Annotated in this window: 15 protein-coding genes and 1 pseudogene; 7 read left to right on the forward strand and 9 right to left on the reverse strand. The window is 71.9% G+C overall.

The genetic code is table 11. The features are described 5' to 3' along the window. Positions 1-21 precede the first annotated feature (21 nt). Positions 22-1,467: a VWA domain-containing protein gene (locus ACFP1Z_RS16270; protein WP_390317073.1), complete on the forward strand. Its 1,446-nt coding sequence runs from the start codon at positions 22-24 to the stop codon at positions 1,465-1,467. Beyond that, positions 1,464-3,734 (forward strand): ABC transporter substrate-binding protein, encoded by a 2,271-nt coding sequence (locus tag ACFP1Z_RS16275; protein ID WP_390317074.1) that lies wholly within the window; start codon positions 1,464-1,466, stop codon positions 3,732-3,734. The genes ACFP1Z_RS16270 and ACFP1Z_RS16275 overlap by 4 nt, the downstream gene beginning before the upstream one ends. A 103-nt stretch (positions 3,735-3,837) precedes the next feature. Here the strand turns inward: ACFP1Z_RS16275 and tnpA are convergent. Continuing rightward, positions 3,838-4,248, reverse strand: a pseudogene (tnpA, locus tag ACFP1Z_RS16280) (IS200/IS605 family transposase); the annotation flags it as partial. A gap of 53 nt (positions 4,249-4,301) precedes the next feature. Between tnpA and ACFP1Z_RS16285 the strand changes: the two are divergent. After that, positions 4,302-5,627: an RNA-guided endonuclease InsQ/TnpB family protein gene (locus ACFP1Z_RS16285; protein WP_390317075.1), complete on the forward strand. Its 1,326-nt coding sequence runs from the start codon at positions 4,302-4,304 to the stop codon at positions 5,625-5,627. Between the two features lie 42 nt (positions 5,628-5,669). Here ACFP1Z_RS16285 and ACFP1Z_RS16290 read toward each other — a convergent pair whose 3' ends face one another. Together ACFP1Z_RS16290 and ACFP1Z_RS16295 are read right to left on the reverse strand one after the other, a co-directional pair. Next, positions 5,670-7,508 carry an MFS transporter gene (locus ACFP1Z_RS16290; RefSeq protein WP_390317076.1) on the reverse strand — a complete coding sequence of 613 codons (1,839 nt, stop codon included), beginning with the start codon at positions 7,506-7,508 and terminating at the stop codon, positions 5,670-5,672. Between the two features lie 180 nt (positions 7,509-7,688). Continuing rightward, on the reverse strand, positions 7,689-9,749 hold the full coding sequence (locus tag ACFP1Z_RS16295) for a D-alanyl-D-alanine carboxypeptidase (RefSeq protein WP_390317077.1): 2,061 nt from the start codon (positions 9,747-9,749) through the stop codon (positions 7,689-7,691). Positions 9,750-10,621: 872 nt separating this feature from the next. Between ACFP1Z_RS16295 and ACFP1Z_RS16300 the strand changes: the two genes are divergently transcribed. The 3 genes from ACFP1Z_RS16300 (at position 10,622) to ACFP1Z_RS16310 (ending at position 12,999) form a co-directional block, all read left to right on the forward strand. Continuing rightward, on the forward strand, positions 10,622-11,389 hold the full coding sequence (locus tag ACFP1Z_RS16300) for a GOLPH3/VPS74 family protein (protein WP_390317078.1): 768 nt from the start codon (positions 10,622-10,624) through the stop codon (positions 11,387-11,389). 340 nt (positions 11,390-11,729) lie between these two features. Then, complete coding sequence (locus ACFP1Z_RS16305; RefSeq protein ID WP_390317079.1) at positions 11,730-12,590, forward strand: helix-turn-helix domain-containing protein; 861 nt, start codon at positions 11,730-11,732, stop codon at positions 12,588-12,590. Positions 12,591-12,795: 205 nt separating this feature from the next. Next, a complete protein-coding gene (locus tag ACFP1Z_RS16310; RefSeq protein WP_390317080.1) occupies positions 12,796-12,999 on the forward strand; it encodes a DUF397 domain-containing protein in 204 nt (67 codons plus the stop codon). A gap of 102 nt (positions 13,000-13,101) precedes the next feature. Here the strand turns inward: ACFP1Z_RS16310 and ACFP1Z_RS16315 are convergent, their stop codons facing one another. Beyond that, positions 13,102-15,699, reverse strand: coding sequence for a bifunctional FO biosynthesis protein CofGH (locus ACFP1Z_RS16315; protein ID WP_390317081.1), 2,598 nt, complete (start codon positions 15,697-15,699; stop codon positions 13,102-13,104). A gap of 109 nt (positions 15,700-15,808) precedes the next feature. After that, a complete protein-coding gene (locus ACFP1Z_RS16320) occupies positions 15,809-16,666 on the reverse strand; it encodes a TIGR03619 family F420-dependent LLM class oxidoreductase (RefSeq protein ID WP_390317082.1) in 858 nt (285 codons plus the stop codon). Between the two features lie 205 nt (positions 16,667-16,871). Here ACFP1Z_RS16320 and ACFP1Z_RS16325 point away from each other — a divergent pair, with 205 nt between their 5' ends. Then, a complete protein-coding gene (locus ACFP1Z_RS16325; RefSeq protein WP_390317083.1) occupies positions 16,872-18,395 on the forward strand; it encodes a CehA/McbA family metallohydrolase in 1,524 nt (507 codons plus the stop codon). A 13-nt stretch (positions 18,396-18,408) separates the two neighbouring features. Here the strand turns inward: ACFP1Z_RS16325 and ACFP1Z_RS16330 are convergent, their stop codons facing one another. The 4 genes from ACFP1Z_RS16330 to ACFP1Z_RS16345 all read right to left on the reverse strand — a co-directional run bounded on the left by ACFP1Z_RS16330 (position 18,409) and on the right by ACFP1Z_RS16345 (position 24,500). Then, positions 18,409-19,617 (reverse strand): hypothetical protein, encoded by a 1,209-nt coding sequence (locus ACFP1Z_RS16330; RefSeq protein WP_390317084.1) that lies wholly within the window; start codon positions 19,615-19,617, stop codon positions 18,409-18,411. A gap of 92 nt (positions 19,618-19,709) precedes the next feature. Next, positions 19,710-21,257 carry an APC family permease gene (locus ACFP1Z_RS16335; RefSeq protein ID WP_390317086.1) on the reverse strand — a complete coding sequence of 516 codons (1,548 nt, stop codon included), beginning with the start codon at positions 21,255-21,257 and terminating at the stop codon, positions 19,710-19,712. Between the two features lie 229 nt (positions 21,258-21,486). Continuing rightward, positions 21,487-23,241 (reverse strand): N-acyl-D-amino-acid deacylase family protein, encoded by a 1,755-nt coding sequence (locus tag ACFP1Z_RS16340; RefSeq protein WP_390317087.1) that lies wholly within the window; start codon positions 23,239-23,241, stop codon positions 21,487-21,489. Positions 23,242-23,369: 128 nt separating this feature from the next. Beyond that, entirely contained in the window at positions 23,370-24,500 is a 1,131-nt protein-coding gene (locus tag ACFP1Z_RS16345) for an LLM class flavin-dependent oxidoreductase (RefSeq protein ID WP_390317088.1), read from the reverse strand. Between the last annotated feature and the right edge of the window lie 163 nt (positions 24,501-24,663).

Raw genomic sequence — 24,663 nt, forward strand, 5'->3', positions numbered from 1 at the left:
CCCGTACCGCAGGAGGACCCCATGGACCGAGCGAACGGCGCCGACATTCCCGAACCACCCGCGTTGAACCTGGAGTTGCACCAGAACCACTACCTTCCGTCGGGTGACGGCCCCGTGCTCGCGCACGCCGCGCTCACGCTGCGGGCGCACGGCCTGGGCGCGCTCCCCTGCCGCACCCCGGCCGCCGTGGTGATCGTCATCGACTGCTCGGGCTCGATGTATCCGAAGAAGATCACGGCCGCCCGGCAGGCGGCGGCCGCCGCGATCGGCGCGCTGCACGACGGCACCCGCTTCGCGCTGATCCAGGGCACGCACGAGGCCGAGGTCGTCCACCCGCACGACGGCCGGATGGCGGTCGCGGGACCCGACGCCCGCGCCGAGGCCGCGCGCGCGGCCCACCGCCTCGTCGCCGCCGGCGGCACCGTCATCGGCGTGTGGCTGGAGCGCGCCCGCGCCCTGCTGGCCGCGCAGGACTCCCCCATCCGGCATGTCCTGCTGCTGACCGACGGCCAGGACGAGGACTGGCGCCCCGGCGGGCTGGAGGCCGTACTCGCCGCCTGCGCGGGCGAGTTCACCTGCGACGTGCTCGGCGTCGGCGAGGGCTGGGCGGCCACCGAACTGCGGACGATCGCCGCCCGCCTGCACGGTGTCGCGGACGCCGTCGAGGACGTCACCGAGCTGGCGGAGGAGTTCCGCACCGCCATGGCCACCGCCATGGACAAGGTCCTGGCGGACGTCCGGATCCGCGTCGCCCTGCGCGTCGGCAGCGAACTGCGCTCCTTCACCCAGCTGTTCCCCGTCGAACGCGACCTCACGGCCGAGGGCACGCAGATCTCCGAGCGGGTGTGGGAGTTCCCCACGGGGGCGTGGGGCGACGACGACCGCGAGTACCAGCTGTCCGTGACCGCGGTCCCGGACGGCGACCCGAAGGGCGAGGACCTGCAACTGGCCGTGGTCTCGGTGACAGTCGACGGCCCCTGCGCGGACCGCGTCGCCCTCTGCGGCCCGGTCCCCCTGCTCGCCCACTGGACCGCCGACCGCGCCCTGTCCACCCGCGTCGACCCGCGCCTGGACCACTACGGCAAACACGCCGAACTCGGCCGCGCCGTCTCCGCGGGCTGCGAGGCGTACGAACGCGGGGACCGGCGTGCCGCCGAGGAGGAGTGGGCGCGCGCGCTGCGCCTGGCCCGCGAACTGGGCGACACCAAGACGCGGCGGCGGCTCGGCAGGCTCGTCACCGAGGACGAGGGGGCGCCACGGATCCGGGAGGACCTCTCGGCCGGGGACCTCAACTCGGCCTGGGTGAGCGTCGACCAGAACCCGCGGTGGACGGAGGGCAGGGCCGGGCAGGAGGCCGGCGGCTCGGACAAGAAGTGCCCCGGCTGCGGGTGGACCTGCCCGGCGAGCGCCACCCACTGCACCAACTGCCGCCGTTCCTTCCCGGACGGCTCCGGGACCGCCGGGTGACCGCGGCGGCCGACACCCGGCGACGGCTGTTGCGACGGCTGGTCGTCCTGCTGGTCACGATCGATCTCGCCTTCGGGGCCCTGTTCGCCGCCTACTGGGGCGTCAGCCGCAACTCCGAGCCGGTGCACGAGAAAACGATCCCCGCCATCCAGCAAGTGACGGCAGCCGAACAAGCACTGCGGCAGTCCTACACGGCCGCGACGGACATCCTGCGGAAGGAGACCGCGAGCACCGAGGGGGCGGGCGAGGAGTACCGCACGAAGTACGACTCGGCCTACCGCAGCCTCTGGGGAGCCGCGCTCATCACCCCCGCGACCGGCCCCGAACTCGGCAACGCCGCCGACCAGCTCGGCACATACGCCTCACTCATCGAGCAGGCGGCCCGCAACGCGGGCAACGCCCCCCTACGCGAGGCGTACCTGTCCTACGCGGGCCAGACACTGGACGGCATACCGGACGGCAAGGACGGACTCTACGCCCAGCTCCACAAGGCGCAGAGAGACCAACTGCGCGCCCTGCACGGGCAGACGCACTTCAGCTGGCTGCGGTGCCTGTCGTGGACCCTGGCACTCGCCCTGTGGACGGCGCTGGTGGTGCTGTTCGTCTCCACCCAGCTCTTCCTGCGGCGGCACTTCCGCCGCCGCTACAACACCTGGCTGCTCGCCGGGACCGTACTGCTGACGGTCGCCGTACCGCTGGCGGTCGTCGGACTGGAGATCCAGGGCAGGCTGAGCTCGGCCGGACACGCGGTCCTCGCGCTGTACGACGGTCAGGGCCGGCTCGTGAAGCCCGGCCTCGACATCACTGGTGCCCGGGACGGGACGAGAGCCGGCTGGCGGGCCGGGATCACGAACTGGATCCCCTTCCTCGCGGCCCCGCTCGCCGCGCTCGTCGTCCTGGGCCTGCAACCGCGCATCGACGAATACCGCTTCCGGCACGGCGGTTCGCAGGGCGCCACGCGGACGCCACTGCGGCAGCGGCCCCGGCGGCGGCTCCGCGCGTGGCACGCCGCCGTCATCGCCCTCGCGCTGAGCGTCCTGGTGTACGGCACCGTCGAACGGTCCGGACTGCTGGGCCCGCACGAGAAACCCATGACCGTCCTCGCGCCCTGGTCCGGCACGGAGGAAAAGGCGTTCCGCGCGGTACTGCGGCAGTTCAGCAAGGACACCGGCGCCAAGGAACCCTCCTACGAGGGCACCACCGCCCAACGCTCGGTCCTGCTCTCCCGCATCGCCGGCGGCAACCCTCCCGACATCGCGATCCTGTCGAGCCTGGGTGAGATCACCGACTACGTCGGGAACGGACCGAATCTCCTCCGGCCGCTCGCAGACGTCCTGGGCGAGGACACGCTCCGGCGCTCCGGACAACCGTGGGCCCAAAGCAGCGGTCACGTCTACGCCGTCCCCGTCAAGGCCGACCTGAAAAGCATCGCCTGGTACGACAAGGACGCGCACCCCGATCCCGGCCAGTTGCCCGCTCTCGCCCGCGACGGCGCCAACTGGTGCGCGGGGATGGGCGACGGGGCCACCTCCGGCTGGCCCGGCACCGACTGGATCGAGGACCTGCTGCTCCTGCACAGCGGCAAGGACGCCTACCGGCAGTGGGCACATGGAGAGCTCCGCTGGGACTCGGACCAGGTACGCGGCGCCTGGGAGGAGTTCGGCCGGATCTTCCCGCCCGGGCGGGAAGATCCGGCCCTGCGGCAGAACTACCGGCAGGGCCTGTACGACCCGGGGCAGCGGTGCGAGCTGCAGCACCAGGCGTCGTACGTCCGCAGCACTTACAAGAAGAAGGGCGCGAACCCCGACTTCGTCTTCACCGCCGGCCTGCTGCCCGGCACCGACAGCCGCTCCACCGTGCGTGAGGCGTCCGCCGACTACGTCTCACTGTTCGGCAAGAGCCGGCAGGCCGAGCGGCTGCTGAAGTATCTGCTCGGGCCGGAAGCCCGGCGGGCCTGGATCAAAGCCGCCACGAACAACGGCACGGACATCGGCTTCCGCCCGTTCTTCGTCGACGACTCCGGGCTCGACCCTCCCGCCGATCGCGTCGAACGGCGCATCAACGACGCCCTCCACCACACCCGCGACCTCTGCCTGGACGCCTCCGACTCCATGCCGCCCCGGATGCGCGCCGCCTTCCACCAGGCCGTGCTGGAGTACCTCAGCCGCCCCGACAGCACCGTCCTGCGGCAGATCCTCAAAGGGCTCGACGACCTGCGGGAGATACTGCGGAACCAGTTCGCCGTCCTGCCACCGGTGTGCGGCTGAGGTGTCTACCTCTGATCTTGGCTAGTGCGCCGCCCTTCAGGGCGGTGGTGAAGCGCACCTCAGAACTGCTGTGACCCGCACCAGGGGCATGGGTCGCGCAGTATCAACCTGAGCTCACGGGGCACCGCTGCCGTTCGATGTACTGCTGGACGACGGTGAGTGGTGCGCCGCCGCAGCTTCCGGCGAAGTAGGAGCCGGACCAGAAGTGCCCGCCCCACAGGTATCGGCGGACGTGCGTGTCGTACTCCTTGCGCAGCAGGCGGGCGGAGACACCCTTGAGGGAGTTCACCAGCTTGGAGAGCTGGACCTTGGGCGGGTAGTGCACGAGCAGGTGGACGTGGTCCTGTTCGCCGTTGAACTGCTTCAACTCGGCCTCGAAGTCCGTGCACACGTCCCGCATGATCTCTTCGCAGCGCGTCAGCATCTCGTCCGTGCATGCCTTGCGCCGGTACTTGGTGACGAACACCAAGTGGACGTGCAGGTGGTGGACAACGTGGCGGCCGGTCCTGACATCGGGATTCGGATTCCAGCGCGGCGACGTGAGCCAACTGTAGTACCGTGATCGCGATGAGTGAACTTGGTTTGGTGAAGAGGCAGTTCGGGCACCGTGCCCGACTGGCGCTCAGCCCTGCCGAGATCCGCGTCATGGACGATCAGGCGCACGCGGCCCGCACCGTGTGGAACTGCCTGCACGCCTGGTGGTTGATGATGCCGAAGGACAAGCGGACTCTGGCGAACGCGGACGCGGCGATACGCCAGGCCCGCAAGGATCTCGATTTCCTCGGCAAGCTGCCTGCGCAGGCCGCGCAGGCCGTGCTGAAGACGTACTTCCAGAGCTGGAAGAACTGCTGGGAAGGCCGGGCGGATACCCCCACCTTCAAGGGACGGTTCCGATCCGTCATGTCGGTGGACATCCCGCAGGGCCGTGACCTTCAGATCGTGCGGATCAACCGCCGGTGGGGCATGGTCAGTATCCCCAAGGTCGGCCGGGTCCGCTTCCGCTGGACCAAACACCTCCCTGTGGGGAAGAAGGCGAACGCCGACAACCGGATTACCGGCGCAAGGCTGGTCAAGGATGCGCTCGGCTGGCACATCGCCTTCCGCGTCCAGACCCTCGAACTCGCACCGCAACCCCATCAGGGGCCCGAGGTCGGCATCGACGCCGGGGTCAACCTGCCCCTCGCTCTGTCCAACGAGGACCACCAGGACCACGGGCGTCCCCCGCGCCTGCCGGACGGCACCGCCGACCGGGACAAGTGGCTCACCGGGAAGGAGAAGGCCAAGCTCCTGAACCTGGAGCGGCAGGCCGCGCACCAGAGGAGCTTCCGCAAGAAGGGGGAGAAGACCTCCGGCCGCTTGCGGCACACCTACGACCAGATCAAGCAGCTCCGAGCAAAAGCCACGCGACGAGCCCTGGACTGGCAGCACCAGACCACCACCTACCTCGCCCGCACCTACGGCACGGTCGTGGTCGAACAGCTCACCATCACGAACATGGTCAAGTCCGCCCGGGGCACCATCGAAGAGCCCGGCACCAACGTCAAAGCCAAAGCCGGTCTGAACCGCTCCATCGCCCAAGAAGCATGGGGCCGGACCGTGACGATGCTGACGTACAAGACCGCCCGCTACGGCGGCCGGCTCGTCAAAGTCACCACCCCGAACACCTCCCGACGCTGCTCCGCATGCGGCTTCACCGTCCCGGGCAGCCGAGAGGACCAGGCCACGTTCGTATGCAAGAACCCCGACTGCGGCTTCCAGTGCAACGCCGACTGGAACGCAGCGAGGAACATCTTGCACCTGTACCGGATCGGCCACGTCATCGTGGAGGTCCCGGCCGCCGGAAGGCGCGGTCGCAGGGCGGGCAAAACCGTCAAGCCTGTCACCGCAAGGTAGACGGGAATCCCCTTCCTGAGCCTGCGAAGGGAGGGGAGAACTTCAATTGGCCAGATCCTCCGGGCACCCGGTGCCGCGCGGCAGCTTGTACCGCGCCACCAGGTGGTACGTGCCGGGCTTCGGCGCGTGCAGCACCGTCCAGCTGTCCTTCGGCTCGCCCGCGCGCGGTGGCTCGACGAGCTTCGACAGACAGCCGCTCACATTCACCGGCGGCTCCCCGCCCGGCCCCGGCTTCGGCGCCTGCACGTCCTTGCCGGCCTCGTCGACCAGGCCCAGCCACGGCGAGTACGGGATGCGGACGAGCACCTGCCCGGCCTTCGGCACGCGGATCGTCAGCTCGTCCGCGTCCACGCGCTCGACGACCGCCGGCGGATCGGCCAGCGGCACCGGCTCGGCGACCTCGAACAGCCGCCAGTTGGCGTCCGACCACACCTCACGCAGATAGGGCTGCCCCTCGGCGACCAGCTCGGCCTCGTCCAGGCCCGCGTGGTCCGGCTCACCGGCCGGCAGCACCACGTAGTGCACGGCCCAGCGGTCCAGCCAGGCCCGGTAACTGGACGGGGTCAGCCGGCCCTCCTCGTAGAAGAGGGGGTTGCGTTCGCGGTCCGCCTGCCGGTTCCAGCCGCGCGCCAGGTTCACGTACGGGGCGAGCGCGGAGGCCTCGCGGTGGCTGCGGGCCGGGACGACCTCGACGCGGCCGCGTGCCGCGTCCAGGTGCTGCAGCCGGTCCACCAGCGGCGCCAGCTCGCGGGCCCAGGCGGCGGCGGGCGTCGTGTGCTTGATGTCGCCGATGGTGTTGGCCAGCTGCCAGGCGGTGATCGTCACGACCGCGCCGAGCGTCAGCGTCCAGCGCAGCCCCTTCGTCAGCAGCTCGCGCACGCGCGGCAGCGGCAGCTCGCACAGCGCGGCGACCAGCACCACACCGCCGATGATCATGCCGAGGCGGGAGATGTTGGTGCCGATCTGCGAGGGGATCAGCCACACCAGCAGCACGCCCAGGGTGTACAGGGCGGAGACGGTACGGACCGTGCGCCACGCCTTCGGCACCAGGAAGACCCCGAAGAGACCCGAGAGCAGCGGCAGGATCGCGGAGACGAACGCCATCGGCTGACGGCCCGAGAACGGGAACAGCAGCGCCGAGGCCGCCACCACGGCGACCGGCGTCAGCCCCAGGGCGTACGCCGCCGGACGGCGCCGGCCCAGCCACAGCGCGGCCGCCACTATCCCCACGAACAGACCCGCGACCGGGCTGCCCGCCGTCGCGAGCCCCGCCATCAGCGCGGCCAGCGCGGCCCGGCCCCAGCGGTACCGGCCCTCGGAACGCCAGCGCGCGGGCCAGGCGAAGACCACGGCCACCGCCGCCAGCCCGAACATCAGCCCCAGACCGAAGGTCACCCGGCCCGAGACCGCGTTGCACAGCAGCGCGAACGTCCCGTACAGCGCGGGCAGCAGCGGTCTGCGCACCGCGCGGCACCGCACCAGGATCAGCGCGAGCAGCCCCGCCGAGACCGTGCCCGCGATCATCATCGTGCTGCGCACGCCCAGCTGCGCCATCAGGTACGGGGAGATCACGCTGTACGAGACGGGGTGCATACCGCCGTACCAGGCGAGGTTGTACGCGGAGTCCGGGTGCTGCAGCGCGAACTCCGCCCACGCGTCCTGCGCGGCCAGATCGCCGCCGCTGTTGGCGAACACACCGACCCACAGCACGTGCGCGAGCGCGGCCACGACCAGAGTGATCAGCACAGGCCGCCCGCCCAGAACCCGCCCGGCCCGCCGCCACCGGCTCCGCTGCCGTATCCCCGAAGGGCTCCCGTCGGCGGGCACCTGCCCACCCGGCTCCTGCGGCTGCCCCGCCCGTGTCGATCCCACGGTGGTCACTGCGGCTCTCCCCGTCTTGGCGGCTTGTCTCGAACGTTCCCCCATCTTCACGTGCGCGCTGTCCCCCGCGAACACTTGCCCCGCGAACTTCGCGACGCTAACACGCCGGGTGCCGCGGGCCCGTAAAGCGGCTCCCGGCCCGTACTGCGGCGTACGGGCCGGGAGCCTGCGGCACCGGGCTCAGCCCAGGCGCGTCACCTTCGCGCCGAAGCCCGGCTCGGCGAGGTCCTTCTGCAGGGCGACGGGGACCTTGGCGGCGTTGTCGCCGGTGCCCACGGTGAGGTCGCCGACTTCGGTGCCGGACTTCGCCGAGTGCGGAACGTTCTTGCCGCCGCTGTCGAGCTTCAGGTCGGCCTTGAGGCCGGGCCAGCCCGCGACCGTCAGGTCCTTGGTCGCGACGACCGGCGTCGTGCCGCCGAGACCGTCGTCGACGTGGCCGACAACCTCGCCCTTCTTCACGACGGTGCTGGTGGTGAGCGCCTTGCCCGCCGTCAGGATGAGGTTCTTGCTGTAGTCGGTGGCGGTATCGATGATGGGCGACTTGTGCTGTCCGAAGACCGCGCCGATGATCAGCTGCGTGGAGTCGCCGACCTTCTTCTCGGCGGCGAACAGCAGGTTGCCGCCGGCCTTGGTGGTGGAACCGGTCTTGATGCCGACGACGCCGTACGCGGGCACCAGCTTGTTGAAGTTGCGCTGGACCTTCTGCGTCGCGGCGCCGGAGCCCGTTCCGGAGGCCGTCGTGGACGTGTACTGGGTCGCCTTGGCCATCTCCCGGAAAACCGGGTCCTGCATCGCCTTCTTGCCCAGCTTCACCTGGTCCTCCGCCGTGCTGACGGTGCTCTCCAGGAGCCCGCTGGCGTCGGTGTAGGTGGTGTTGGTCATGCCGAGTTCCTTGGCGGTGTCGTTCATCTTCTTGATGAACGCCTCTTCGTTGCCGGCGTCCCAACGGGCGAGCAGCCGCGCGACGTTGTTCGCGGACGGCAGCATGACGGCTTCGAGGGCCTCCTTCTCGGAGATCGTCTGGCCCTTCTTGACCTCGACGACCGACTCGTTCTCCTTGTCGCCGTTGACGAAGTCCTCCTCAGCCTTCTGGTCGACGTCGATCTTCGGACCGTCATCACCCTTCTTCAACGGGTGATCCCGCAGGATGAGGTAGGTGGTCATCACCTTGGCCACACTGCCGATGGGGAGCGGCTTCATCTCGCCGTAAGAGCCGACGCGGCCGAGTCCGTCCACGTCCACGATCGCCTGGCCCTCCGAGGGCCAGGGCAGGGAGAGCGCGGAGCCCTCGACCTGGAACGACGACTTGCCGGTGAGTACGAGCTTGGCTTCCGGCAACGGGCGGAAGACCTGCACGACCGTGAAGATGATCCCAAGCAGGACCACCAGCGGCGTCCAGACCTTCACCCGCCGCACGATGGTGCGCGTCGGGGTCTCCGGCGGCGGCGGGGTGTTCGTCAGCTGGGCGAGCAGGTCGAGCGGAGCCTGCGGCTCGGCCGGCTTCTGCTCGGTCTTCTGCTCGGCCTTCTGCTCCGCCACGGGCTCGGACTTGTGCTCCGACTTGGGCTTCTTGGCCTTGGACTTGGCGGCGGCGCCCGCCCCGGCCGGCTTCTCCGTGGGAGGAGCGACCTTGACGGGTATGGCCGGCTCGGCGGCCTTCGCGTCCTTGCCGTTCTTGCCCGGCTGCTCCGCCTTCTCGCCCTGCCCGGTCTTGCCGGCCTTCTCGGGCTTCTCGGTCTTCACCGGGCGCGGCGGCTTCGCCGGGGCGTCGTCCAGGGACTTCAGCGGTACGAACTGGCTGGTGCGCTCCGCGTCCGACTCGGCACCGTCCTTGCTGCTCTTGTCGTTTCTGCTGCCGTCCTTGCCGGGCAGCACGTCGATGACGGCGGTCGGCTGGTCGGCGGGGGCGGTGGCGCTGTCGCGCCCGGCCCACGAGGGGGCGGCCTTGCCGGCCTTGTCCCGCGAGCCCTCGTCGCCGTCACGGCCGTCGGCCCGGACGGTCTTGAGGACGGTGGTGGGCTCTTCGGCGGCGGCCTTGCCCTTGGCGCGGACCGTGCCGAGCACGGTCGTGGGCTGGTCGGCGTCCGACGTGTCGCCCTTGCCGGGACGTACGGCACCGAGCACGGCGGTCGGCTGGTCCACGCCGGAACCGTCGCCGTCCCGGCCGGAGCGCACCGTGCTGAGCACGGTCGTCGGCTGATCGGCGGCGGCCGCGCCGCCGCCCTCGCCGGAAGCAGTCACAGGCCGGTCGGCAGACTTGCCGGAACGGTCCCCGTCCTCACCGGAACCGCCGACGGCGTCCGCCCCGGCCGGGCGGTCACCGTTCCCGTTCCCACGGGAAGCACTGCCCTCATCGGAAACGGCCCCCGATTGGGCCGCGGACTCGGAACGGTCCTCGTTCGCGCGGGACCCGGCGCGCGCGTCGGCGGAGCCGGCGGCGTCGGACTCGCTGCCGTCGCCGGAGCCGACGCGCTCACTGTCGCCGGCGGACCCGGCGGCACCCGCGCGGCCCGCAGCCCGTACCGCCTCCGGCGCCGCGGCAGCCTCGGCAGGCCCGTCCTCCTCCTCGCCGGACGGCGAAGCCGCGCTCGCGCGCCACGCGGCCACCGCCGCCTGCAGCCGGGCGTCGCCCTCCGGGGCACCGGGGGCCCCGCCGCTCTCCGCCTTTGCAGGCGCAGACTTATCCGTTTCCGCACCGCGCGCCGCGGCCGACGCGTCCTCGCCGGCCGGCGAGGACGGGGTCCGGGATTGCGAATCCCGGGAATTCCCGGGACGCGCTTCGCGTTCGGCGCTCGCCGTCTCCCCCGACGACTTCTGCTGCTCCGACTTGCCGGGGGACTCGCCCGCCACGGATGCCTCCTCGAATTCCCACGCCTGCGCCGTGGCGGGAACCCGGAGGTCCCGCGTCGGGCGAACCTTCTCCATCGCTTACCAGTGTCCTGTGTCGCCGCCGCACCACCGCGCAACCGCACCGCCAGAGGGGATCGACTGGCCTCACCGTGGTGCTAGACGAGACGACATACCTACCGGTTCCCACCCGAAGCCACCACGCACTCTCGACAGACCAATGTGAGAGGGGTCACCCTGTCACTCATCCACGCGGGGAGGCATGGATGGGCAGGAGCCGCAGAACAATTCCGGAGGAGCTTCTGCTGCTCGCTTTGGACCCGGCCACGGGAACCACGGCGCAGCCGCAGTCGCTCGACCTGGGTCTGGCCGGTGCGCAGCTAGTGGAGCTGGCCCTCGCCGGACGGATAGCCCCGGACGGGGATCGTATCGCCGTGGTGATGCCACGGCCGACCGGAGATCCGACGCTGGACTCCGCGCTGGAACTGCTGCGCCGCCGCGGCAGCCCGGTGCGGGCCGTGCACTGGATCGGCGGGCCCCGGCTGGGGCTGCGCCAGACGTATCTCACGCATCTGGAGCGGTGCGGCATGGTGCATGCCGTGGCGGGCCAGATGTGCGGGGTGCTGCCGACGACGCGCTATCAGGCGACGGACACCGCGATCAGCCGGGAGATCAGGGCCCGGCTGGACAGCGCGATCCGCACCGGCGTCCCGCCGGACCCGCGGACCGCGGCGCTCGCGGCCCTGGCCCACGCGGTGGGTCTGGGCAAGCATCTGTATCCCGGCAACGAGGGGCGGTCCTGTCGCTCCCGGCTGCGGGATCTGATCAGGCACGACCCCATGGGCGGGCTCGTCGCGCACGCCGTGATGGACGTGCAGAACGGGGTGGCCGCCCAGCCGCGGCGGGCCGCCGCCGCGAACGGCGGCGGACGGCGCGGTACGGCGGTCCGGCCGCGCTCGGCGGCCGTGGAGTCCGCCGGGGACGGGCGGGGCACGGGGCGTACGGCCGTGATGGCCCGGGCCGGCGCCTCCTGAGCCGCTGAACCGTTCCACCGCCGCCGCCCCCTGACGCCGGCGGTGACCGCACCACCCTCCGCTCCACCGACCGCACCGCAGTCCCCCCGGGGCGCCGGTTCGGGAGCCGCACGATCGCGCGGGGCGGTGGACCGGGCCGCCGTCCCGGGCGGCCGGTCCACCGCCCCGCGCGCGTGCGTCCGCGGGCCCGTGGCCGTCCGCGCGGAGGGCCGCAGCACGGACTCGCGCCGACGTCAAGCATCGGACACCCTGTGTCGGCATTTCCCAGCGCCGCCCCGGCGAGTGGTGGCAGGCTGCGAGGTCAGGAGACAGCAGCATGACGGAGCCGGAGGTGCGTCCCGTGGCGTCCAGTGTCAACCCCACCGTGAGGAGGCGCCGCTTGGGGCAGGAGCTGCGCAAGCTTCGCGAGCTCAAGGGCATGACAGCGGAGGAGGTGGCGGAGCGGCTGCTGGTGTCGCAGTCGAAGATCAGCAGGCTGGAGAACGGCCGCCGCAGTATCAGCCAGCGCGATGTGCGCGACCTGTGCGGGGTCTACGGGGTCGAGGACCACCGCATTGTGGATTCACTCATGCAGATGGCCAAGGAGTCGCGCCAGCAAGGCTGGTGGCACGCCTTCGGGGATATTCCTTACAGCGTCTACATCGGTCTGGAGACCGATGCCGCCTCGTTGCGGGTCTTCGAGGCGTCCCTCGTACCGGGGTTGTTGCAGACACCGAACTACGCGAGCGCGGTGACCGAGGGCTCGTGGCCGGAGGCGACGACCGCGGACATCGAGCGGCGGGTGCAGGTGCGGATGCGGCGGCAGGAGCGGATCACCGACCCCGACAATCCACTGCGGCTGTGGGCGGTCATCGACGAGTCGGCGCTGCGCCGCATTGTCGGCAACCCCGCCATCATGTGCGAACAGATGCACCAGCTGGTGCAGTTCAGTCTGGAGCCGCACATCACGGTGCAGGTGCTGCCCTATGACGTGGGCGCGCACCCGGGGATGTACGGGAAGTTCTCCATCCTTGAGTTCACCGATCCGCAGGACGCGAGCACGGTTTATCTGGAGGGCGTCACCAGCGATCTTTATCTGGAGAAGCCGAACGATGTGCAGACCTACAGCGTGATGTACGAACATTTGCGAATGCAGGCCCTGAACGCCGAGCAGTCACGGCAGTTCATCCGTTCTGTCGCCGACGACTGGGCGCGGGAGTGAGCGCGGTACGGTACACCGCGCCTCGCCCAACTGGGAAGACCCGTCCCGGACATGCCATCCGGTCGAGTGAACTGGCCATTCATCAGCTGATGTTGGCGCGTACTGTCTGTGGCACACCCCGGGGAGACGGCGGCCGCCCGGCTGCCGCGTTCGCCCGGACGATGCGACAGGCAATAACCACCTCAGCACCACTTGGGAGCAAGACATGGCCATCCAGCAGGGCAAGACCGCGTGGCGGAAGTCCTCGTACTCCCTGTACAACGGAGACTGCGTGGAGGTCGCTTCTCCCCTCCCGCAGGCCATCGCGGTCCGTGACTCCAAGGTCCCGAACAGGGCGATGCTCGGCTTCACGCCGGTTGCCTGGTCCGCGTTCGTGGTGACCGTCACCGATGGCGCTTACGACCTCTGATACCTCCGGCCGACGATAACCGACCAGCGATACCGAGCAGTTCCGAGCAGAGCCCTCCCGACCGGCCTGTCCCCGGTCCGGGAGGGCTCGGCCGTGCCCGGCTCAGCCCTCGCCCAGCACCGGCAGCAGTTCCGGCAGATGGCCGTCGGAGGCCAGCGCCGCCTCCTGCCGCTCCCGCGGCACCTCGCCGTAGAGCGTGGTGCGCGGGCGGGCCGGGCGGCCCGCCGCCTCGGCTATGGCGACGAGGTCGCGCACCGAGCGGTACGAGCCGTAGGACGAGCCCGCCATCCGGGAGATGGTCTCCTCCATCAGGGTGCCGCCCAGGTCGTTGGCGCCCGAGCGCAGCATCTCGGCCGCGCCCTCCGTGCCCAGCTTCACCCAGCTGGTCTGGATGTTGGTGATGTGCGGGTGCAGCAGGACGCGGGCCATCGCGGTGACCGCGCGGTTGTCGCGCGTCGTCGGACCCGGCCGGGCGATGCCGGCGAGGTAGACGGGGGCGTTGGTGTGGATGAACGGCAGGGTCACGAACTCCGTGAATCCGCCCGTCTCCTGCTGGAGGCGCGCCAGGGTGCGCAGATGGCCGAGCCAGTGCCGGGGCTGGTCGACATGCCCGTACATCATCGTGGACGAGGAGCGGATGCCCACCTCGTGCGCCGTCCTCACGACCTCGATCCACTCGGCGGCCGGGAGCTTGCCCTTGGTGAGGACCCAGCGGACCTCGTCGTCGAGGATCTCGGCGGCGGTGCCGGGGATGGTGTCGAGTCCGGCCTCCTTCGCGGCCGTCAGCCACTCGCGGACCGAAAGCCCGGTGCGCGCCGCGCCGTTGACGATCTCCATCGGGGAGAAGGCGTGCACGTGCATCCCGGGCACGCGCTCCTTGACGGCCCTGGCGATGTCGAAGTAGGCGGTGCCCGGCAGATCGGGGTGGATGCCGCCCTGCATGCACACCTCGACCGCGCCGACCTGCCAGGCCTGCTCGGCGCGGTCGGCGACCTGGGACAGCGACAGGGTGTAGGCGTCGGCGTCGGTGCGGCGCTGCGCGAACGCGCAGAACCGGCAGCCGGTGTAACAGACGTTGGTGAAGTTGATGTTGCGGGTGACGATGTAGGTGACGTCGTCGCCGACGGTGGCGCGGCGCAGGTCGTCGGCGATGGAGCACAGGGCGTCCAGGGCGGGGCCCTCGGCGTGCAGCAGGGCGAGGGCCTCGCCGTCGGTGAGCCGGGTGGGGTCGTCGGCGGCCTGCCGCAGTGCGGCCCGTACGTCCGCGTCGATCCTCTCCGGGACCATGCCGGGGGCCGCGGCCTCGCGCAGGGCCTCCCAGTCGCCGTAGACGGCGTCGAAGTCGGCGCGGCGGTCGCCGGTGCGGCCCTCGGTGTCGACGGCGCGGTGCAGGTCCGTACGGCCCGAGGCGGTGAACACCTCCTCCGGCTCCTGCCAGGGCAGGCCCCGCACCACGGCGTCCTCCCGGGCCAGACCCGTGCGCGGATCGGCCAGCGCCTGTACGTGCGGCAGGACGCGCGGATCCAGCCAGGGCTCGCCGCGCTGGACGAACTCCGGGTAGACGGCCAGGCGTTCGCGCAGGGAGAAGCCGGCGGCCTTCGAGTGCGCGGCGAGTTCGTCGATCTGCGGCCAGGGGCGCTCGGGGTTGACGTGGTCGAGGGTGAGCGGGGAGACGCCGCCCCAGTCGTCGATGCCCGCGCCGATCAGCCGCCCGTACTCCCCGTCCACGAGGTTCGGCGGGGCCTGCAGGCAGGCGGAGGGGCCCATGATGTGCCGGGCCACGGCGACCGTGGCGACCAGGTCGTCCAGCGTCGCGTCGGGCATGCCGCGCATGGCCGTGTCCGACTTGGCGCGGAAGTTCTGGATGATGAGTTCCTGGATGCCGTGGTAGGCGCGGGAGACGCGCCGCAGGTCGAACAGCGACTGGGCGCGCTCCTCGAAGCTCTCGCCGATGCCGATGAGCAGGCCGCTGGTGAGGGGGACGGAGCTGCGGCCCGCGTCCTCAAGATGCCGCAGCCGGACGGCGGGCTCCTTGTCGGGGGAGCCGTGGTGCGGCATGCCCGGCTCGCTCCACAGCCGGCGCGCGCTCGTCTCCAGCATCAGGCCCATGGACGGCGAGACGGGCTTGAGGCGCTGGAAGTCCGTCCAGGACATGACGCCCGGGTTGAGGTGCGGCAGCAGTCCGGTCTCCTCCAGGACGCGGATGGAGATCGCGCGCACGTAGGCGAGGGTGTCGTCGTAGCCGTGCGCGTCGAGCCACTCGCGGGCCTCGGGCCAGCGGTCCTCGGGCTTGTCGCCGAGGGTGATCAGGGCTTCCTTGCAGCCGAGTTCGGCGCCGCGCCGGGCGATGTCCAGGACCTCGTCGGGGGACATGAACATCCCCTCGCCGGCCCGGCGCAGCTTGCCGGGGACGGTGGCGAAGGTGCAGTAGTGGCAGCGGTCGCGGCACAGGCGGGTGAGCGGCACGAAGACGCTCTTGGAGTAGGTGATGACGCCGGGCCGCCCGGCGGCCTCCAGTCCCGCGTCGCGCACCCGCGCGGCCGACGCGCACAGGTCCGTGAGGTCGTCGCCGCGCGCCTGGAGCAGGACGGCGGCCTCCGCGACGTCCAGGGCGACGCCGTCGCGAGCGCGCCTGAGCGCGCGCCGCATGGCGTTCGCGGTGGGTGCTGCCTTTCCCGGTCCCTGTGCGCTCAAGGTCATTGTCCGAGCATACGAGCGAGCACGGACAGTGGTGGAGAGGACCCGGTTCCGCTTGTGTGCCGCTGGTCACGTCGCCCGCAACGCGGCGGCCCGCCCGCTACAGGAAGCGCTACAGGAAGTCCGCGTGTGCGTCGAGCGCGCGCAGCACTTCCGCCTCGCCCGCCGCCGGGAGGCCCACCACGACCTCGCGCAGGCCGAGTTCGGCGTAATGGGCGAGTTTGCCCGCCGACGGGCGGACCGCGTACGGGACGACGTCGGGGGCGCCGTAGCGGCCTGCTTCCTCCCAGGAACGGCGCAGTTGCGGAATGGCCTCCTTCAGTCCGCTGCCGCCGACGGGCATCCAGCCGTCCGCGTACTCGGCGACCGCCGCGAAGAGTTTCGGCCCGGCGGCCCCGCCGAGCAGGACGCGCGGCCCGGTCAGCGGCGCGTGGCCCTTGCGTTCACGCGGGGCGCGCAGCGGCTTGGGATGCGCCCAGCTGGCCGTGACGGAGCCGAACTCGCCGATGTAGGAGGTGGGTTCGGGATGCCACAGGGCACGCATGAGGGCCATCCGGTCGCGTACGAGGGCGCGCCGGGTGTGCCAGTCGACGCCGTGGTCCTCGGCCTCCTCCACGTTCCAGCCGAAGCCGATGCCGAGGGTGAAGCGGCCGCCGCTGACGAAGTCCAGGCTCGCGGTCTGCTTGGCGAGAACGATCGGGTCGTGCTGGGCGACGAGCACGACCCCGGTGCCCAGGGTGATGCGTTCGGTGACGGCGGCGGCCTGGGCGAGCGCGACGAACGGGTCGAGGGCCCGCCCGTACTCGCGCGGCAGCTCGCCGCCCTGCGGGGCCGGGGTCCGGCGGCTGACCGGGATGTGGGTGTGCTGGGGCAGGTAGAGCCCGTCGAAGCCGCGCTGTTCCAGCTCGCGCGCGAGCCGCACGGGGCTGATCGTCTCGTCGGTCAGGAAGATCGTGGTGGCGATCCGCATGCCAGGGCACCTCCGTCGTCGCGTGCGCTCACGGTAAGCCCGGTGACGCGCCGGGGAACCGGAACCGGGCGGGATCGCCATACGGCTGTCGCAAAAAACGGCCGTACGCCGGAGTACGCGCGCGTGCCCGCACCCGTTCCCCGGCACGCCACCCCGGCGTACAACGGTGTCCTCACGCGTTGGCTCCCCACTTCCGGAGGCCCGGATGCTCGGACGTGACGTCCCTCGGCGCGACCTGTTCAAGCTCACCGCTGTCGCCGGCGCGGCGGGTGTGCTTACGCTCGACAGCGTGAGCTTCGCCCGCGCGGAGGGGGCCCCGCCGGCCTCCGGGAGCGAGACCCGCACGGTCACCGGCAGACTGCCCGCGGGCTCCCCCGACTACGTCTACCTGCCGGTGGAAGTCCCGCGCGGCGTACGGGAGATCGCCGTGTCCTACCGCTACGACAGACCGGCCGTGCCGGAGGGCACCCGGGGCAACGCGCTCGACATCGGCGTCTTCGACGAGCGCGGCACGGCGCTGGGCGGGCGGGGCTTCAGGGGCTGGTCGGGCGGGGCGCGCACGGAGTTCGCGATCAGCGCGGAGCGGGCGACGCCCGGCTATCTCGCGGGCCCCGTACGGCCCGGCACCTGGCACGTCGTCCTGGGCCCGTACACGGTGGCGCCGCAGGGCCTGGCCTACGAGGTGACGGTCACCCTGCGGTACGGGCCTGCCGGCACGACCCCGCGCCCGGTGTACCCGCCGCAGACGGCCGCGGGGCGCGGCCGCGCCTGGTACCGGGGCGACAACCATCTGCACAGCGTGTACTCCGACGGGCTGCGCACCCCCGCGCAGATCGCCGCCGCCGCGCGCGCCGCCGGACTGGACTGGATCACCACCACCGAGCACAACACCACGTCCGGGCACGGCGCGTGGCAGGGGCTGTGGGGCGACGACCTGCTGATCCTCACCGGCGAGGAGGTCACCACCCGCAACGGGCACGTCCTGGCGCTGGGCACGCGTCCCGGCACCTTCGTCGACTGGCGCTACCGGGCCCGCGACGGGGTCTTCGGCCGCTTCGCGGGCCGCGTCCGGCAGGCCGGCGGGCTGGTCGTGCCCGCGCACCCGTACGCGACGTGCGTCGGCTGCAACTGGAAGTTCGGCTTCGAGGACGCCGACGTGGTGGAGGTGTGGAACGGCCCGTTCACCCCCGACGACGAGGTCGCGGTCGCCGCGTGGGACGGCACGCTGGTCGCGTCCGTCCGTGAGGGCCGGCGCTGGCTGCCCGCGATGGGCAACAGCGACGCCCACCGCGAGCCGCAGACGGTCGGCCTGCCGCAGACCGTCGTCCTGGCCGACGGCCTGTCGCGCACGGCCCTTCTGGAGGGTCTGCGCGCGGGCCGCAGCTGGATCGCCGAGTCCTCCCGGATCGGCCTGGAGTTCACCGTCACCGACGCCCGCGGCGCCCGCGCCGGCCTCGGCGAGCGGCTGCCTGCGGAGCGCGGGGCCCCGGTCACGGCACGCCTGCGGGTGACCGGGGCGCGGGGCTGCACGGCGTCGTTCGTCACCGACCAGGGGGTGCTGTTCACCGCGCCCGTGCCGGCGGACGGCCGGCTGGAGTGGACGACGACGCCCGCGTACGCGGCGTACGTACGGGCGGAGGTGCGGCATCCGCCGGGGGACGGGGGTGCGTCGGGGCTGCCGGGGGCGATGGCGGCGATGACGAATCCGGTGTTCCTGGGGCGGGACTGACGCCGCGGCGGCGTCAGGTGCGCGTGACCGTGCCGCACTCCTCCCTCTTCGCCTCGCCCAGTTCGCGGCTGCGGTCGTAGGGGTCGACGGCGGGGCCCGAGGGCTGCGGGCCGCTGTCGCTGCCGGGCCCGAACTCCGGGTGCAGGAAGCCGTCGTGGACCCCGCACGCGGAGTTGGCGAAGTCCGCTTTGTGGGAACGGACGACGAGCCGGCCGGGGGTCACGCGGTAGCGGCCCGGGTCGGGGATCTCGATGTCGAGGACGCGGCGCACGACGGTGCGGGCGATCTCGCGCGAGTCCGGTGCCTTCTTGGTGAGCGCGTAGACGAAGGTGTAGTCGGCGTGGATCGTCGGCACGCCGTCCGCTCCCGGCCCGACCGTCATCCGGCCCCGGGTCTTGACCGTCCCGCCGACGGGCCGTGTCTCGCCGGGGTCGAAGCGGCTGAGGAGGAGCAGCGGGTCCTGCTCGCGGGTGGGCCGGCCGAGGGCGGTGGTGGCCAGGGCGTAGACGTCGTCCTGTAACGGGTCGAGCAGTTCCACGGCCCTGGCCGGGCGCTCGCCGCGCAGCGTGCCCGGGTCGAGATTGGCGGCGACGAGGAAGTCCTTGGTCCTCGCGAGGGCCGAGGCGACCTCGTCCTTCGAGGCGCTGCCCACGGGCGCCGCGTCGGGCAGGACGATGCCGGCCGCGCCGTCGGCGTACTGCTCGGCGGGCGAGCCCGCGAAGGGCCGGTCGAGGCTGGGGGCCGTGTCGGAGGGGGCGGAGGGGGCGGCGGTGGGGCGGGCGGTCTCCGGGGGCAGGGGCGTCGGCACGGCGCTGCCGGTCGTACGGCCGAGGACCAGATGCGGGTTGAGGACGAGGACGGTGGCGCCGACGGCGGCCAGCACGCCTATGCAGGCGAGGATCTTGCGCTTGCGGTCGGCCCGGCCGTTCGTCTCCTGCCAGGCGGGGCCGGTGCGCCAGCCGTCGGGCTGTGCCGGAGGGTTGCTCTTGGACCGCCCGCGCCGGAACAGGCCCTTGCGGGCGGCGGCCGCTGCCGCGGCCTCGTCCTGCTCCCGCAGCCGTGCCGTGACCTGGCGGGCACGCGCGGACGGCTCCTTGGGGGCGGACGCGCGGATGGCGCCCTCGTGGTCGCGGGCGAACTGCTCCCAGACCTCGTCGGGCACGGCGGAGGACCATCCGTCGTCGCCCGGGGACTTCCCCGGCACACCTGGTTCGACGCTCAACGCGCACTCCCCCGTTGGTTCATGACTCTCTGTTCCGGCGCAGAAACTCTAGACGCACGCACTGACAGTGGCCCTGCCAACGGTCGGTTGCGTCACTCCTCGACGACGAGCGCGGGCGTCGCGCGTGTGAGGACCTCGCCGCGGAAGAAGGCCGGGCTGCGGCGGCGCATCGTCTCCATGAGGACGGCGCCGAGGAGCAGCAGGCCCACGCCGATGACGAAGACGGATCCGATGCCGAGGACCGAACTGCCGCTGCCGTAGGCCGGGTTCCACATGTCGTACAGGGTCTTGCAGAACACGGCCGCCAGCAGCAGCCCGCCCAGGGCCGGGAAGACGCCCTTGAAGCACAGGTCGCGTGCGGAGCGGCGCAGTTCGCCGCGGAAGAACCACACGCAGGCGAAGGCCGTCAGGGCGTAGTAGAAGCAGATCATGAGGCCGAGCGCGTAGATGGTGTCGATGAGGACGTGTTCACTCAGGAAGCTCATCACGGCGTAGAACGCGCCGGTGGCGATGCCCGCGGCGACGGTGGCGCGGCCGGGGGACCTGAAGCGCGGGTGGATGCGCGCGTAGGCGGGCGGGAGGGCCTCGTAGGCGCTCATGGCCAGGACGGTGCGGGCCACCGGAAGGAAGGTGGTCTGGAGGCTCGCGGCGGCGGAGGCGAGGACGGCGACGAGGAGCAGGCTGCCGAGGACCGGGCCCATGACGGGGGTGGCCAGGGCGGCGAAGACGTTGTCGGCGGTGTCGGGGTTGCCCAGTCCGGTGCCCTCGGTGCCGACGCCGGCGAACATCTGGGTGGCGACGGCCGTCAGCAGGTACGAGCCGACGAGGACGGCCATCGCGAGGAGGGCGGCCCGGCCGGGGGTCCTCTCGCTGCCCTGGGTCTCCTCGTTGACGGTCAGGCAGGCGTCCCAGCCCCAGTACATGAAGATCGACAGCGACAGGCCGGCCGTGAACGCGCCGAACGACGGCACCGCGAAGGGGTTCAGCCACCCCCAGGAGAAGCCGATGGAGCCCGCCAGGTCCCCGGCACCGCCCTTGGCGAAGGCCATGGCGACGAAGACGGCGAGAAGCGTCAACTGGAGGGCCACCAGGGCGTACTGCACACCCTTGGTCGCGGTCATGCCCCGGTAGCTGACGGCGGTCGCGACGGCGATGAACGCGAGGCATGTCGCCACGTGCACGGGCTTGTTGCCGTCGAGGGCGGCGACGGCCTCGATGCCGGTGATCCGGCCGAGCAGCAGGTAGAAGAAGGACGTCGCCACCCCGGCGAGGTTGGACAGCACGATGATGGTCGCGATGACCAGCCCCCAGCCGCACATCCAGCCGACGCGGGGGCCGAAGGCCTGCACGGTCCAGGTGAAGGACGTGCCGCAGTCGGGGACGGCCTTGTTCAACTCCCGGTAGGCGAAGGCGACCAGGAGCATCGGCAGGAAACCGGCCAGGAAGACGGCGGGCATCTGCACCCCGGCCTGGCCCGCGGTCGGGCCGAGGGTGGAGGTCAGGCAGTAGACGGGGGCGACGGTCGAGATGCCGATGACGGCACTGCCGAGCAGGCCGACGGAATTGCCGCTGAGGCCCTTGCGGCGGCGGCCGCTCGTTACCGTGTCTCCGGCCCTGGGCCGCGGGTCTGCCTGAACCATGAACAGGACGTTAAGTGCTGCTGTTTCCGTATCCGGGGGGGTTCAACTCCGCGCAGCTGACCTTGAATCTCGGCAGCAAACCGGGGTAGCACCCTGCTTTCGAAAGGCCCGCCCTGGGTAACGACCGGTAACCCCCAGGCGCGAAGCGGGTTCCAGCTACTACGAGAACCGCAGCCACATCCCTTTTGTCCGCATTTGAAAATTACCCGCGCCCGTCCGGTCCGCCGCCTCACCCCGCCACGTCCACCGTCTCCGTGTCCCGCCCCGACCGCAGCACCACGCCCGGCAGCGCCCCCGTGAGCACGTCGTGCCGCACCGTCTCGACCCCGTTGACCCGTACGCTCACCACGCCCACCGCGCGGGAGTCCAGCCGCGGCCCGTCGCCCGGCAGGTCGTGCACGAGCGAGGCGGGGGCGGCGTCGATCCGCTCGGGGTCGAAGAGCACGAGGTCCGCGTGGTGGCCCTCGGCGATCCGGCCGCGGCCGCGCAGCCCGAACAGCCGCGCCGGGGCGTCGGTGAGCAGCCGTACGGCCTGCTCCAGCGGCAGCAGCCGGCGGCCGCGCAGGCAGTCGCCCAGGAAACGCGTGGGGTAGGGGGCGCCGCACATGCGGTCCAGGTGCGCGCCGGCGTCGGAGCCGCCGAGGAGGACGTCGGGGTGGGCCCAGGTGCGCCGCCGCAGCTCCCAGCTGGCGGGGTCGTCGTCGGTGGGGGTCGGCCACAGGACGGTGCGCAGTTCGTCGGCGGCGCAGATCTCCACCAGGCAAGCGAAGGGGTCCGTGCCGCGCTCGGCGGCGATGTCGCGCACGGTGCGGCCAGTGAGGCCGTCGTTCTCCTTGGACCAGGTGTCGCCGATGACGTACGCGCCGAAGTCGGTGAGCCGGCGCAGGTCCCCGGCCTCCGGGGAGCGGGCGCCGCACAGCATCGCGGCCCGTACGTCCGCGTCGCGCAGCCGGTCGATCCGTTCGGGCACGGGCAGGGCGAGGATCCCGCCCCAGCCGGGCAGCAGATTCAGGGCGCAGTAGCTGCCCAGGGACATGTTCATGGGGGTCAGTACGGGCATGGTCAGGGCGACGACGCGGCCGCCGGCGGCACGGGCGCGCTCGCTGACGGCGAGCTGGCGGGTGACGCGTTCGGGGGCGGCGGCGTCGACGGTGAGCACGTTCCAGTTCAGGGGGCGGCGGGCGGCGGTCGTCATCGCCGTCAGCAGGGCGCTCTCGGCCTCGCTGAAGCCGGTCAGGCAGCCGCTGACGATGGCCTCGACCTGGGTGCCCTCGTGGGCGCCCACGGCCCGGCACAGGGCCAGCAGTTCCTCGGGGCGGGCGTGGCGGGAGGCGACGGGGCGGCCGTCGCCGTCGGCGTGCGTGTGGGACTGCGTGGTGGACAGGCCCCAGGCGCCCGCGTCCAGCGCCTCGTGCAGCAGGGCGGTCATCCGGGCCAGCTGCCGGGCGTCGGGGGTTCCGCCGACGGCCTGCTCGCCCATCGCGCGGCGGCGCAGCGCGCAATGGCCCGCCATGAAACCGGCGTTGACGGCGATGCGTCCGTCGAGGGCGGCCAGGTAGTCGCCGAAGGAGGCCCACGTCCACGGGGCGCCCTCCTCCAGGGCCCGCAGGGACATGCCTTCGACGCGGCTCATCATGCGCCGGGTGTAGTCGGCGTCGTCGGGGTGCAGCGGGGCGAGGCTGAAGCCGCAGTTGCCGCCGACGACGGTGGTCACCCCGTGGGTCAGCGAGGGGGCCGCGCAGGGGTCCCAGAACAGCTGGGCGTCGTAGTGCGTGTGCGGGTCGACGAACCCGGGGGCGAGGACGAGGCCGTGGGCGTCCTCCTCGGTGCGCGCCCGCTCCCCGACCCGGCCGGCCCCGGCCCGGCGCCGCCCGGCGGCCCGGACGAAGGCGATCCGGCCGTCGTGGACGCCGACGTCGGCGACGTACGCGGGGCCCCCGCCGCCGTCGACGACGGTGGCGCGGCGGACGATGTGGTCGAGCACGGCGGAACTCCCCTCGCTGGACGGTCAGCCGGACGGTCGGCCGGACGGCCGGGTACGCGCGCGTGCCGTACGGGACGGGACCGGGGCGGCGGCCCGGGAGCGCCGCCCCGGCGTGCCGGGGATACCGCTCAGCGCTGCGCGGCGGCCCGGCGGTAGCGGGTCGTGCGGTGCACGGGATCGGTGTCTATCTTCGGGACGACGTGCTCGCCGATGAGGCGGATCGTGGTCATGGTGGCCTCGTGGGGGATGCCCACGGGCAGTCCGAACACCAGCTGGTCGGCGCCGGCCTGCTCCCAGCGCTTGCACTGGCGCAGCACCTCGTCGGGGTCGCCGCAGATCAACAGCTCCTCGGCGATGAGGAGTTCGATGATCTCCTCGGTGTACTCGGGGAGCAGCTCGGGCCAGCGCGGGATGCCCTCGGGGCGCGGGAAGGTGTCGTGGTAGCGGAAGAGCAGCGACTGCAGGTAGTGCAGTCCGCCGCTCGCGGCGGTGGCGACGGCCTCGGCGTGGGTCTCGGCGCACACGGCGGTGGAGGTCACCATCACGTTGTCGTTGACGAAGTCGCCCACCGGCTCTGCCTGATTGACGGCGGACTTGTAGGAGTCGACGACCCACTCCATGTCGGAGACCTTCTGCACGCTGAAACCGAGGACGCCCAGGCCCTTGCGGGCGGCCATGGCGTACGAGGAGGGCGAGCCGGCCGCGTACCACAGGGCGGGGTGGGCGGGCCCGTAGGGCTTGGGCAGGACGGTGCGCGGCGGCAGTGACCAGTGCCGGCCGGAGAAGCCCGGGTAGCGCCCCCGCCGCCACATGCGGGGGAACTCGGCGATGGTCTCCTCCCACATCTCCCGGGTGGCGTCCATGCTCTCGACGTCCGGGAGGAAGGCGAGGATCTCGTGGCTGCCGGCGCCGCGTCCGGTGCCGAACTCGAAGCGGCCGCCGGAGAGATGGTCGAGCATGGCGGCCTTCTCGGCGACCTTGACGGGGTGGTTGACCCGGGGCAGGGGGTTGAAGATGCCGGAGCCGAGGTGGATGCGCTCGGTGGCGTGGGCGAGGTAGCCGAGGAAGACGTCGTTGGCCGACAGGTGCGAGTACTCCTCCAGGAAGTGGTGCTCGGTGGCCCAGGCGTACTTGAAGCCTCGGCGGTCGGCCTCGACGACGTAGCCGGCCTCCTCCATGAGCGCGTGGTGCTCGGCGTCGGGGTCGTCGCGGACCCTGCTCGCGGGCACGTACCCCTGCACAAAGATCCCGAATTCCATGGAGGTTCACCGCCCCGGTGTCGATGCCTGTTCCTGATGCTCCGCGCCTGTTCCTGACGCTCCGCGCGTCTTTCTGATGCACCGCGCGTCTTTCTGATGCACCGTCAGATACGGCCAGGACTCTGGCACCGGCACCCGGCAGCGTCAAGGGCGCCGGTGCCGC

This window comes from Streptomyces gamaensis (assembly GCF_042656465.1).
In the GTDB taxonomy this organism is placed as follows: domain Bacteria; phylum Actinomycetota; class Actinomycetes; order Streptomycetales; family Streptomycetaceae; genus Streptomyces; species Streptomyces gamaensis.